Source organism: Corallococcus sp. AB038B (genome assembly GCF_003668955.1).
Taxonomy (GTDB): Bacteria; Myxococcota; Myxococcia; order Myxococcales; family Myxococcaceae; genus Corallococcus; species Corallococcus exiguus.
The window spans coordinates 151,300-164,223 of record NZ_RAWO01000014.1; the positions used below are offsets into that span (position 1 = coordinate 151,300).

General features: G+C 69.8%; 8 protein-coding genes and 1 pseudogene. 4 read left to right on the plus strand and 5 right to left on the minus strand.

Annotated features, from left to right (window positions below):
• Nucleotides 1–102: 102 nt before the first annotated feature.
• Entirely contained in the window at nucleotides 103–1,713 is a 1,611-nt protein-coding gene (locus tag D7Y04_RS36255; RefSeq protein WP_120599024.1) for a Na+/H+ antiporter, read from the plus strand.
• Between the two features lie 22 nt (nucleotides 1,714–1,735).
• Here D7Y04_RS36255 and D7Y04_RS36260 read toward each other — a convergent pair whose 3' ends face one another.
• Together D7Y04_RS36260 and D7Y04_RS36265 are read right to left on the minus strand one after the other, a co-directional pair.
• Nucleotides 1,736–2,398: an SRPBCC domain-containing protein gene (locus D7Y04_RS36260; protein WP_120599023.1), complete on the minus strand. Its 663-nt coding sequence runs from the start codon at nucleotides 2,396–2,398 to the stop codon at nucleotides 1,736–1,738.
• Nucleotides 2,395–3,045 (minus strand): 2OG-Fe(II) oxygenase, encoded by a 651-nt coding sequence (locus D7Y04_RS36265; protein WP_121762281.1) that lies wholly within the window; start codon nucleotides 3,043–3,045, stop codon nucleotides 2,395–2,397. The genes D7Y04_RS36260 and D7Y04_RS36265 overlap by 4 nt, the downstream gene beginning before the upstream one ends.
• Before the next feature lie 288 nt (nucleotides 3,046–3,333).
• On the opposite strand from D7Y04_RS36265, the gene D7Y04_RS36270 reads away from it, so the two are divergent.
• Nucleotides 3,334–5,604 (plus strand): di-heme oxidoredictase family protein, encoded by a 2,271-nt coding sequence (locus tag D7Y04_RS36270; protein WP_121762282.1) that lies wholly within the window; start codon nucleotides 3,334–3,336, stop codon nucleotides 5,602–5,604.
• 77 nt (nucleotides 5,605–5,681) lie between these two features.
• Here the strand turns inward: D7Y04_RS36270 and D7Y04_RS44650 are convergent, their stop codons facing one another.
• Complete coding sequence (locus D7Y04_RS44650; RefSeq protein WP_158627647.1) at nucleotides 5,682–6,443, minus strand: energy transducer TonB; 762 nt, start codon at nucleotides 6,441–6,443, stop codon at nucleotides 5,682–5,684.
• Between the two features lie 195 nt (nucleotides 6,444–6,638).
• Between D7Y04_RS44650 and D7Y04_RS44655 the strand changes: the two genes are divergently transcribed.
• The gene (locus tag D7Y04_RS44655) at nucleotides 6,639–7,346 is read left to right on the plus strand and encodes a hypothetical protein (RefSeq protein ID WP_158627648.1); all 708 of its coding nucleotides are present in this window, start codon (nucleotides 6,639–6,641) and stop codon (nucleotides 7,344–7,346) included.
• Here D7Y04_RS44655 and D7Y04_RS36285 read toward each other — a convergent pair.
• Nucleotides 7,343–10,300 (minus strand): hypothetical protein, encoded by a 2,958-nt coding sequence (locus tag D7Y04_RS36285; protein WP_147477273.1) that lies wholly within the window; start codon nucleotides 10,298–10,300, stop codon nucleotides 7,343–7,345. The genes D7Y04_RS44655 and D7Y04_RS36285 overlap by 4 nt on opposite strands.
• 145 nt (nucleotides 10,301–10,445) lie before the next feature.
• Here D7Y04_RS36285 and D7Y04_RS36290 point away from each other — a divergent pair, with 145 nt between their 5' ends.
• Nucleotides 10,446–12,155 (plus strand): GTPase, encoded by a 1,710-nt coding sequence (locus tag D7Y04_RS36290; protein ID WP_121762330.1) that lies wholly within the window; start codon nucleotides 10,446–10,448, stop codon nucleotides 12,153–12,155.
• Nucleotides 12,156–12,377: 222 nt separating this feature from the next.
• Here the strand turns inward: D7Y04_RS36290 and D7Y04_RS46460 are convergent.
• Nucleotides 12,378–12,782: pseudogene (locus tag D7Y04_RS46460) on the minus strand (M23 family metallopeptidase); the annotation flags it as partial.
• Nucleotides 12,783–12,924 lie beyond the last annotated feature (142 nt).

Sequence of the window (12,924 nt, forward strand, 5' to 3'; positions counted from 1 at the left end):
GCCCGCCTGTCCCCTCTCATTTCCCTCCGAAAGGGGGTTGCCCCACCGCCCCGCGTGCATGGCATCCTCGCGCTTTTTGAGCACAAACGGGGCTGGGGATTCATGCACTTCGAGTTGGCCTTCGTGCTGCTCTTCTCCATCGCGACAGCGGTGGCGATCGCGGCGCGCTACTTCAAGTTTCCGTACACGGTGGCGTTGGTGCTGGCGGGCCTGGGCCTGGGCATCGTTCAGGCCTTTGAACCGCCGCACCTGACGAAGGAGCTGCTGTTCGCGGTCATCCTGCCGGGCCTGCTGTTCGAGGCCGCGTTCCACGTGGACTTCCGCAAGTTCATGAAGAACAAGCTGGCCATCACCTCGCTGGCGATTCCGGGCCTGGTGGCGTCCATGGCGCTCACTGCGCTGCTCTTGTCTCCGGCGATGAGTGGGCTGAACGCGCTGGAGGGCTTCGGCCTCATCCACGCGATGGTGTTCGCGTCGCTCATCGTGTCCACGGACCCCATCGCGGTGGTGGGCCTGTTCAAGGCGCTGGGCGCGCCCAAGCGGCTGGCCATCCTGGTGGAGGGCGAGAGCCTGCTCAACGACGGCACCTCCGTGGTGCTCTTCACGCTGGTGGTGGGCGTGGCCGGAGGCCAGGCGTTCACCGCGGGCGGCGCGGTGATGGACTTCATCAAGGTGGCGGGCATGGGCGCCGTCATCGGCGCGGCGGTGGGCTTCGTGGTGGGCAAGGTCATCCTGCGCGTGGAGGACGCCATGGTGGAGATCACCTGCACGGTCATCGCCGCGTACGGGTCCTTCGTGGTGGCGGAGCACTTCCACTACTCGGGCGTCATCGCGGTGGTGGTGGCCGGCATGGTGTGCGGCAACTGGGCGGCCCAGGAGGGCATGGGTCCCACGGTGCGCATCGCGGTGGAGAGCTTCTGGGAGTACCTGGCGTTCGCGCTCAACTCGGTGGTGTTCCTGCTCATCGGCCTGGAGGTGAAGCTGTCGTCGCTGCTCGACTCGTGGCTGCCCATCCTGCTGGCGTACGCAGCGGTGCTGCTGGGCCGCGCGGTGGTCGTCTACGGCGTGTCCGGCCTGCTGCGGTTCACGTCGGAGAAGCTGCCCTGGAAGTGGAGCGCGGTGCTCACCTGGAGCGGCCTGCGCGGCGCGGTGTCCATGGTGCTGGTGCTCGGTCTTCCGAACGACTTCGCCCACCGCGAGCTGCTGGTGAACATGACGTTCGGCGTGGTGGTGCTGTCCATCATCGTCCAGGGACTCACCATGGCGCCGATGCTCAAGCTGATGGGCATCACCGGCATCAAGGACGTCTACCAGGAGCAATACGAGCTGGCCCGGGGCAAGCTGGGCGCCATCCACGCGGCGCTCGCGTCGTTGGAGACCATGCGCCGCGGCCGGGAGATTCCGGTGGACGTGCTGGAGCCCCTGGAGCGCGACTACCAGCAGAAGGCGCAGGCGGTGGAGCAGCAGCTCACCGCGCTCAAGCAGCAGTCCAACCGCTTCCATGACGAGGAGCAGCAGGAGGCCATCCGCCGCGTCCTCATCGTGGAGAAGGAAGCCCTCTTCAGCGCCTACCAGCAGGGCACGCTCAACAAGGAGGTCTTCGAGCACCTCACCGCGGAGCTGGACGAGCGCATCGCCAAGGCGAAGGACGCGGAGGCCCACGTCCCGGATGAGGCCCCCCCCGCATCCCCGCCGCAGGCCCTGGCCTCCTGAGCAGCCGGAGGAGGGCGGCCCCTCAGCTCGCGCCGCCCTCCACCCGCGACTGGAGCACCGCGCCCAGCACGTCCGCGGTGTCCTCGCGCAGCCGCGACAGGTGCGTGTAAAGCACGTCCTCCACCTGGGCCACCGCCTCCTTCGGCGCGCCCGCCTCGCGCAGCCCCGCCAGCACCGCGTAGGTGGCCACCGCCAGCGGCCCCACGTAGCCGCGCGACTCCTCCCAGAACTCCTCGAAGCACGGCACCGCCTCGCCCGTCACCACGCGCGCCAGCCGCCCCAGACACGCCTCCCAGTAGGCGCGGTGCGCGTCCCGGGCCGCGTCGTCCGCGAACGGGCCCTGGCGCAATTCCAGCCGCGTGCCGTCCTCCGCGAGGTGGAAGGTCAGCTCCGCCCGGGTGCGCCCCGGCGGCACCGGCCCGCCACCCTCCCAGTCCATCTCCAACGCCAGGAACCGCCCCGGCTCCACCTCCACGATGCAGCCCACCTGAGAGAACGCACGACCCGCCGAGTCCCTCAGGCCTATCCGGTAGGGCTGCCCCAACGCACCGGGGTCCGGCGCGTGCGTGCGGTAGCAGCCCGGCGGCGCTCCGAACCAGCGGCGGATGAGCGCGGGCTCGGACAAGGCGGGGAACACCGCGTCCGGCGGCGCGGGCAGCTTCCACTCCAGCGTCAGGTCGCTCACGCCCGCACCCCCGAGCGCGTGCGCAGCTCGAAGCGCGGCACGTTCGCCAGCTGCTCCGCGGGCGCGCGGTACTGCTCCACCACCAGGCTGATCCGCGACTCCTGCATCGACTCCGCGCCGGAGGTGATGGCCTCCACCTCATGCAGCAGGTCGCCCCGGAACATCACCAGCGCGTTCTGTTGCGGCGTCAGCTCCGCCACCCGACCTCCCCGGTGGTACAGCCGCAGCGCCCCGCCCCGGAGTTCCTTCGGAACCTGGACATAGAGCACGCTCACCGCCACCGGGCAGCCGATACTCGGGCCGTAGAATTCAAGACTCCGGTCGATGTGCGCCGCCACGTTCCGGTCCTTGCCCACCAGCAGCGGGTTGAGCAGGAACGCGTTGCACTCCGGCAGGAGCGTCTTCGCCAGGTACGGCGCGAACGCCGGGAAGCGCTCGTGGACGTCCGGCAGCGCGTCCCGGCGGAACGTCAGCGAGAAGCCGTACGTGCCGGAGAACTGCCCCGACAGGTTCGACTCTCCCAGGAGCGACGAACCCAGGATGGCCGAGCGGATGGAGGCCATCGTCTCCTCGGGGAGGACGTCCGGAGTGCGGTGGAAGAAGGTGTCGAGCCGGAAGGCTCCACCCCACGGTGGCTGGAAGCGCATGGCCCCGGAGTCTACCCACCCACGCCGCGCTGCCCCATCCCCCGCCGTCACTCGGGCGGAAGCCCTCCACGCCCCACGCGCAACACAACGCGTCAATCCCTGCCAACACGGCGCGTCAGGGATGATATCAATTTCGCTTATTTATCAGTTATCAGGCCTAAGTCGAATTCTCCGACATCCCACCTTGCGACTCCCAGGCGTTCAGACTTTCTTCGGACAAGCTACGAAGTCCCCTTCGCAGCGCTCGCCGTCCCACGCCCCATCCACCCCCACAATGGAGTTGCAACCATGAGCCGAAGCAGACTCACGGGAATCGCGCTCGCATTCCTGGCCGTCAGTTGTCTGGCGGTTCCCTCCGCAGAAGCCGCCACGTATGGCGTTACGCCATCGGGCTCATCCGCCCTCTTCTACGTCGACACGACGGACTGGGCGGACATCCACTACAAGCTCAACGACGGCTTGCAGCAGAACATCCGCATGGCGGTGACGGGAGGCCGCAACCAGTACACCGTCACGGGCCTGAGCAACGGGAACTACATCGACTATTTCTTTACGTACTGGGACGTGTCCTGCAACTGCGCGAAGGACTCGGCCTGGACGCGCTACACGCATACCGGCACGGGCGGTGGCACGGACGCGGGCACGGGCACGCCTGACTCCGGCACGGGCACGCCCGACTCTGGCCCTCCGCCCAACGGCGATGCGGGCCCGGTGGTTCCGCTGTTCACGAGCAGCACCGCGCTGGAGCCGGCCACGGTGGAGAACACCTCCGCGGCCATCATCACCCGCGTGGGCGACCGCGTTCGCGACCGCCACATGCGCGAGGACATGTACCAGGCGTACGACCACTACCTGAAGCTGTACTTCGAGAAGCGCACCCACTGGATCGAGATCGTCGACACGATCCCCAAGGGTGGCAACACCATCACGGTCAACCTCTACACCATCTATCCGTACGACTCGCCGGACTTCCGCGCGTTCTTCCGCGGCCTCAACACGGTGGCCGAGTACTTCCACAACGCGGACTTCGTGAAGGTGAACGACTACAAGTACACGTCGTCGGTGAACTTCAACGCCAAGGAAGGCCGCGCCATCCGCGTGGGTGACCGGATGGAGCTGGAGATTGGCGTGTTCCTCCAGGCGCCGGTGGAAGGCCGCTTCAACTACTACTCCACGGGCATGCTCTACATCGTGGGCCAGGGCGGCATCGTGCCCTTCGAGGGCCAGGGCGGCATCCGCGACTCCTTCCCGCTGCCGGACAAGGCCTGGGCGGGCGGCCGCACCACGCTGCACACGCCGTTCTCCAACGAGCCGGACAACCGCTTCCTGCAGATGGCCACCAACATGGCGCCGGTGAACGCGCAGCCCTTCGTGGAAGGTCGCCGCCTGCACCACACGAACTTCCGCGACGGCACCCACTCCGAGCCGGACAACCCCATCTTCACCGCGCACGCGAACAAGCTGGGCAACAACTACGTCAACGTGGCCTGCATCTCCTGCCACAAGCAGAACGGCCGCGGCCTTCCGCCCACCACCACGAACACCACGCTGGACAACTACGTGGTGAAGGTGGGCAAGGTGAATGGCAGCACCGTGACGGTGGACCCCGCGCTGGGCTTCCGCCTGCAGCCGCGCGCGGTCAGCGGCACGCCGGAGGCGGACGTGCGCATCGGCAGCTGGACGACGACGGCGAGCGGCACGCTGCCCGGCGGTACGGCGTACAGCCTGCGCAAGCCCAACTACAGCTTCCTCAACGTGACGCCGACGAACTTCTCCGCGCGCATCACGCCGCAGCTGGTGGGCATGGGCCTGCTGGAGGCGGTGCCGGAGACGCAGATTGCCGGCCTGGCGGATCCGAACGACGCGAACGGCGACGGAATCTCCGGCCGCATGCAGACGGTGAAGGACCCGGAGACGGGCGTCACCCGCATGGGCCGCTTCGGCTGGAAGGCCGGCACGGCGCGCGTGAAGCACCAGGTGGCCGAGGCGCTCAACAGCGACATGGGCGTGACGACGAACGTGTTCAAGACGCAGGACTGCGGCTCGGCGCAGCAGGGCTGCGCGGGCACGAGCACGGAGCTGGCCGACAGCGAGCTGGACAAGATGACCCGCTACATCGCCCTCCTGGGCGTCCCCGCGCGCCGCGACCACTCGGACGCGCAGGCGATGCAGGGTGAGACGGTGTTCACCAACGCGGGCTGCGCGAAGTGCCACGCGCCCACGCTGACCACCAGCCAGTACAGCGCGATGAACGAGTTCCGCAGCCAGACCATCCGTCCGTACACGGACCTGCTGCTGCACGACATGGGCGCGGGCCTGGCGGACAACCTGCCGGAAGGCCAGGCCTCCGGCGCCGAGTGGCGCACGGCTCCGCTCTGGGGCATTGGCCTGACGTCGGGCGTGTCCGGCGGTGAGGCGTACCTGCACGACGGCCGCGCGCGCAACGTCACCGAGGCCATCCTCTGGCACGGCGGCGAGGGCGAGGCCTCCAAGCAGGCCTTCGTGAACCTCAGCGCCGCGGACCGCAACGCGCTGCTGAAGTTCGTCAACTCGCTGTAAGGCGACGCGCCGGCTTCAAACACAGACGCCGGGCGGGAGGGGCCATCCGTGCCCCTCGCGTCCGGCGTCGTGCCGTTTCAGCGGGGGGCGCGGAGGTTGAAGTGGAACGTGTACCGCACGTCCACGAACTCGCCGTCGAGCTTCGCGGGGGCGTAGCGGCTGCCCCAGAGCGCTTCGAGGGCGGGCTGGACCATGAAGGGCAGGGGCTTCAGGGTGTGGCAGTGCGTGAGGTTCCCCCGGCGGGTGATGACGCAGCGGATGACCATCAAGCCCTGGACACGCTCCTGTAATGCCTCCCGCGTGTAGACGAGGTCCGTGCCCGACAGCTTCCAGGGCTGAATCAGGGCCTCGGAGAAGAGGGGGACGTTCGCGCCGCTCGCCTGGGCCGGCAGCGCCGCCTCCTCGGGCAGCCAGTAGACGAGCCGCCAGCCACCGGGCGTCTCCTGGAAGGTCGCCATGATGTCGCCGGGCGGCGCTTCCTCATCCGTCGTGGGCCGGAGCTTCACGGCCACGGTGGCGAAGTCCCCGAGGACGGACGGAGCCTGGACCTCGCAGAGCCCCGGCTGGGACGGTGGCTTCGTGACGGGGGGAGGCACCTCTGGATGCGCCTGGAGCCAGGCCAGGTCCTCGGGACGCACGTAGTCCTGGGGGGCCATGTCCGCCGGGAAACGGCTCAGGTCGGGCCACGCCAGCAGGTTGTGCTCGCACAGCCGCCGCGCCTTGTCGGTGATCTCCCCTGGCCCCCGGAGCCCCCGGGAGAGCGAAGCACAGCCAGTGCCAAGCCACGGAAGCAGCAGACCCAACGACAGACACAACCCACGGGATGACCATGCGCGCATGAAGGGGCGCACCGTACTACACGCCTGGACCACATCGCCGGATGCCACCTGACACCCGGGTGGGCCAGACGACTGCGCACGGGAGCACGCTCGGCGTCTGTGATGCGCAATGGCAGACATGTGCGGTGGAGTCCCCACTCCCGGCCTCATGAAGCGTTCCGACCTTTCCGGTGTCCCTTTTCCCGGAGAACGCCCATGGAGCATCGTCCCGCCCCTCCGCCGCCGCTTTCCGACAGTGAACTCCAGGTGGAAGCCGTGGCCTTCATGGATGCACGGGGACACTGGCTGACCGCCGTCGCGGCGCGGCGGGTGGCGGCGGTGCGCGAGTTCTTCCGGCAACACGCCCACCTGCGGCGCGACTTCCTCCGGGAGCGGGCGGAGGCAGAGCGCCAGGAAGGGCGGCTCGCGCTGGAGCTGTTCTCCCGCGCGGTCCAGCGCGTCCGGTGGCTGCTCACCACCGGCGAGGAGCCCATCACGCGCATCCATGGCGCGGAGGCCGGACGCGACCTGGGCCTGCTGTTCGCGGGCACGGACTCCGGACTGGATGGCCTGACGTCGGAGCGGGACCAGCGCTGGAACCTCAACCACCCGCACCCGCTCCCGCCCACCGGCTTTCGCACCAGCCGCATCAATCACGACGGCCCACGGGAGGACCAGACCCACCACCTGGCCTTCTACGCGATGTTCGGCGCCTCCAACGACAGCTTCCCGGAAGAGCAGCTGAACAAGCTGACGGGTGCGCTCAGCGACATGGGCCCTCCGGAGGATCAACACCTGGCCTGGGACGGCATCGACCTGGGACGCCAGCTGGGCGACCCGCGCTTCGACGTGAACGCCTGGCTCTGGAAGACCGTGGGGGACACGTGCCAGGTCCCACAGGCCGCCGAGGCCGTCGCCAGCTAAGGGCCTGGCGTCAGCGGCAGCAGCACGAGCTCCTTGGGGTATTTCTTCGGGTCGTCGGGTTTTCCCCAGGGGATCCGCACGTAGGACAGCCAGCGGCCATCGGGCGACGCCATGGGGGCGCGCACACCGTAGTCCTCGGACTCCACGGGCAGCTTCCAGCAAATCCACGGGCGCACCGCCGTGCACAGCCACGGCGAGCGTGCGTCCTTCGGGACGTGCAACAGGAACCTGCCCTCCCCCAGGGACGCGGAGCCTCCGCCGTTCCGCGCCGCGAGCGCCAGCTCCTCCACGGTGGGTGCACGCGTGCGCACAGGGCCCGCGTCCTCGGGGACTTCGATGACGTTGAACTCCGGAGCCAGCTCGCCGCGCGAGAGGTCCGCGATCAACGAGGCCCGCGACGACAGCGGCAGGACGTCGAGCATGTCCTCCGATAGGGGAACGGCGCGGCCGCCCATCGGGTAGCACGAGCCCGGTTGAGACATCGACTTCAGGAGCAGGTCCTCTCGCGGAAACGGGCGGCTGTACATCGCGACCGTGGGCCCCCACTCGCGCGCCGCCGGGTCGTAGCAGCGCACCTGTCCGCGCCCATCCTGCTGGACCAGGCACAGGGTGCCATCCCTCCAGTACAACCCGGGCGTGGGCCACGGGGGGGTGGTGGGAACGAGCTGCACCCGGCCGATGACCTCCGCCTTGTCCTTCACCGCCCCGACGTTCAGCGGAAGCGGAGGCGTGGCGGCCTTGAGCCGCTGCTGGAGGGCGTGCATGCCGTAGCGTTTGGCGCAGGCGCCGTCGGTCTTCAGTGAGCCATGCAGCTCCGGGTGGACCCCGTCCGCGAGCGCCCGCCGGGCGGAGATGGCCTCCAGCGCCGTGGAGAGACAGCCCATGCGGGAGATGCGCCCCTCCTCCTTGTTCATCCCGAACGAGCCGTCGCGCGCGTCGTCATTCATCTTCACCAGCCGCGCGAAGGCGGCCAGGGCCTCGCGGGCGGGGGCGTCGTCGCGGGCGAGCAGCGACTGGAGGCGGGCTTCGGTCTCCGGCGCCAGGTCCCAGCGCACCGCGCCGAACGCGCCCATGTTCGCGGCCAGCGTCAACGCCGGGGCGTCGGGCACGCCCGCAGTCCACAACGACAGACGTCCCGGCTGGCAGCGCATCTTCACCTCGCCTTCGGATGACTGACTGTCCCCGACGACGGCGACGCTGCTGCGGGAGAACTCCAAGCCTCCGGGCGCGGACAGCTTTTGATACATCCTCACCCCGTCGCCGCTGCAGGCGCCCTGATTGACTGGGCTGTAGTACGGCTCGACGATGCGCTGCGTCTCCAGTTCGACGGGGGTGCGCGGATCCTGGCCCAGGTCGCAGGAGATCCGCGCGCGAGTGAGCCGCTCGCCGTCTTGCCACTTCAGCGAGGGCCCGTCCCAGACCGGCTTCTCCATCACGACGTCCGTGCGCACGAGGCGCGGTTCCGTCGAAGGGAGCACGCGGGGCGCGACGTACGAACCGAGCTTCAAGGAGCGCACGACCAGCGTCCGGGTCTCGTCGTCCGAGTCCGCCTTGCTTGGACCGGGACCGCGCATATAGGCGACCCACCGGCCATCCGGGGACACGCGGGCCTCGTACAGCCTGTGGCTGCCCTCATCCTCATACGGACTGTCCCATTGGAGCGACCAGCACCCCAGGGGCCTGCGCACGGAGCAGAACTGCTTGTTGTCCTCGTCCAGGATGAACCGGCCTTCGGCGAAGAGCCGGGAGCCGGTGGACGCGAGCATCGCCTTCTTCAGCTCCTCCGCTTCCGGCGCGCGCAGGCGCGGTGGGCCATCCCCCTCAGGGACCTCCAAGACGACGGCCTCGTGGTCCCAGGTGCGCCAGAACAGGACGGCCCGAGGAGACAGGCGCAGGACCGGCTCCCCAGGAGGCCGGACGTTCCGGGTCCCCATGAGAATCCTCCCGTAGCAACCCCCGAAAGAGCTCCAGGCGGACTGATCACCCCGGTCCAACGGGACGGCCTTGCCCCAGCTCCGCGCCACGGGGTCGTAGCAGCGCATCCGCTTGCCGGTGTCCTGCTGCGCCACGCACAACCGTCCCTGTCGCCAGAACAGGTCCGAGTCCACTGACGCGCCAGACTGGACCTGCCCCTTGGACGGCTGGACCTCGCCGATGGTTTCGGGATCGCCTGTCTTCAACGGCGGGCGGTCTCCCTCCAGGTCCGGAGCCAGGACATCGCGAGGAGGGGTGGTGGACCGTTCCGGGTCATCGCCCGAGGCCAGGGCGACGCGCTTCCGGGCGCGCTCGAGCGCGGCGGCCAGGCCCGCGACGCTGTCCGCCTCCAGGTTCGCGTCACGACCGTACAGCCGGGAAGGGATGTCTTTGATCAGGAGGCCCAGCTCCTCCAGCGCACGGCGGGCCCCGGCGTCGTCGCGGGCCAGCAGGGGCAGGATGCGGGCTTCGCTGGCCCGGGACACCCGAAACTTCACGGAGGCGGAGGCGGCGCCGATACCGATGGGCTCCAGCGTCAGCAGGGGTGCCTCGGGCACGCCTTCCACGGACAGCTCCAGCCGCCTCGCCTGGCAGCGGACGCGGATGCGGGGACGCGGTGGATAAGAGGCCAGTTGGGTGTCGGGAGCGTCATCCGCGATGTTGAACCGGCGCTCGACGCGCGAGCCATCTGGCAGGGACAGCGTCTGGGTGATGACTACCTCCGCGGGCAGACACGAGTTCGGGGAGGCCTGCGTCACGTCCACGGACTGGGAGACGGTGATGTCAGGGGTCTTCCCCAGACCCAGGTCGCAGGCAGCGGATCCGGTGAGCTTTTCAGGAAGCGCCTTCGCCTCCGCGAAGGTACGCGGCTCGGCGGCGAGGACCACGCCTTGCGACGGCGGTTCCGCTGCGAAGGCCAGGGTCGCTGACAGGGTCAGCAGGAGCCCCAGACACCACCCACGAACGGTACGAAAGTGCATGTGCCCCGGACCGTATCAGCAGGTCATCCCCCACCGTCCAGGGAGGGACCGGTGCGCGCGGGCAGCGGGGGGAATGCACGCTGGCGCACCGTCACCGCTCATCCTGGTAGCCAGCACGCGCGCACCGCGCCACGCTGGCCCTTCCGTGGACGACACCCGCCTTCCCGACCCCGAAGCCCTCCGCCCGCTGCTCACCGACGCGCTGACGCTGCCCGCGCTCCAGCCGCATGGCCCGCGCCTGGAGCGGCTGCTGGAGGACTACGCGCGGGGAGTGGCCCGGAAGGACGCGCCGCTCGTCGTCGCGCTCGTGGGCGCCACCGGCGCGGGCAAGTCCACCCTGCTCAACGCCCTCTCCGGACAGTCCCTGTCCCGTGAAGGTGTGGACCGCCCCACCAGCACCGTCTCCACCCTCTTCGCGCCGGAGGGCACGCCCACGGACGAGTTGGCCCGCACCGGCGCGCGCGTCGTGCGCTACACGCCCGGCCCGCAGGGCCTGTGGAGCGGCCAGGTCTTCATCGACACGCCGGACCTCAACAGCGTGGCCACGGCACACCGGGATGTCGCGCGCGCCGCGCTGGACAAGGCGGACGTGGCGCTCGTGGTCATGCACCGAGGCAGCGTCGCGGAGGCCACCCAGGTGGAGTTCCTCGCCGAGTTCGCCCGCCGCCGCGCGCTCGTCTTCATCCTCAACTTCGCGGACGAGCTGTCCGCCGAATCCCGCGACGCGCTGAAGTCCCAGGTCCGCCGCGTGGCCACGCAGCACTACGGCCTGGCCGCGGAGGATGTGCCCGTCTTCGCCATCAGCGCGCGTGCCGCGAAGGACGGCCAGGACGTCTCCGGCGAGTTCGGCCCGCTCCTCTTCCACCTGCGCGGGCTGGCCACCCAGGCCGTCGCCACGCGCGTGCGCCACACCAACGCCCTGGGCGCGCTGGAGGAGTTCGCCTCCACCGTCCAGACGGCACTCAACGACACGGACGCACTGCTCGCGAAGACGCGCACCGCGCTGGACGCGGGGCTCGCGCGCGCGGCGGAGTCGCTCCAGACGGACTTCGACGCACGGCTGTCCCTGGCCCATGGACACCTGGCGTCGGAGGTCCGCAGGCAGGCCGCGGGACGCTTCTGGGGCCCCGCCGCGTGGGGGCTGCGGCTGTCATTGTGGGGCGCGTCCGGGATGGGCGTGGGTGCGCTCGTCGCGCGCCGCAGCCTGCCCGCGGGGCTCGCGGTGGCGGCGGCCTCCACGGTGGTGGACGCGGTGAGGGACCGCACCCGCGCTCGCGCCGCGGAGGTGGCCGTGGTGGAGCCCTTCGAGGACGACTTCCTCGCGGAGTCCGCCGCGCGCACCGCCCTGGCGGAGGCGCGCAGCGTGGCGCGCACGCAGGGACTGGAGGCGGAGCGCCTGGGCGTGCCGGACGTGGAGGTGATGCTGGCGGAGCTGCGCGTGGCCCGCGCGGGCGCCTGGCGCTATACGGCCTCCACCGCCGTCGCGGAAGCCGTGGCCCGCTGGTGGCGCACGGCCCGGTGGCTGGTGTTGCCGCTCATCAACCTGCCCCTGCTGGCACTGCTGGGGCACGTGGGCTACCGCGTGGTGCGCGGATACGTCGAAGGCCCCCTGTTGCCGTTGGAGTACTTCCTCAACGCGGGGGCCTTCTTCGGGTTGCTCGCGGGCGCCGGAGCGCTGCTCGCGTCAGCGAGTCTCGTCGGAGCCGCTCGCCATGCGGGGAGAGCGGGCCGGGGGCGTTTTGTCGAGGCCCTCGCCGCCCTGGGCAGGAGGCTGGGAGAGGCCGTCGATGATGGCCTTGGCACCGGGCGGCAGGCCGCGCGACGCATCCTGGAGCGGATTCGCACTGTCGGGTGACATGGACATCACGGCCTGGCCGGGCAGGTGGACGCCACCGTTGGAGGCCATCATCGGCTGCGCGGAGTCCTTGCACAGCGGCGCCGACACCAGCGTCTCACGCACCGGATCGCCAAAGCCCGCGATGCGCGCGGGCACGGAGGGGTTGTTCCACCCGGCGCCCTGCTCCTTGGCGACCTTGAAGTGCAGGTGCGCGCCGCACGCCCAGCCCGTCGCGCCGGAGAAGCCGATGAGCTGGCCCTCCTTCACCTTCTCACCGGCCTTCACCACCACGGCGCTGAAGTGCAGGTACTGCGTCTCCAGCCCGTCGCCGTGCGAGATGACGACGTAGTTGGCCAGCGGCGCGAACTGCTCGCCGCACCCGCCCTGCTTGCTGTCACCCCGCGCCATGCGCACGACGCCGTCGTGCGACGCCACGATGGGAGTGCCTTCCGGCATGCGGAAGTCCCACGCGAACGTGTCGTTGTGCTGGTGACTGCCAGTCTCATGGCCCTGGCTCACCGTATAGATGCGACCACACGCGAAGGGCACGCCTACCTCAGGCATGTTCGCGGCCGCCTTGGCGGCGGGAGGGAGGGCAGGAGCCGAAGCGAGGAGGGAGCCGACGAGAAGAGCGGTAATGGTCATATCGGGGCGGGCGGACAACCGGCACAAGGGCTTGCGCTATTTCCTCGGGATTTTCGCTCAGTCCCGAACGGATCACTAGCAGCCGAGCCGCGCCCCGCTCCGTCCCAAGGGGGCGACCCTTGACCACATTCCAGAGGGGAAA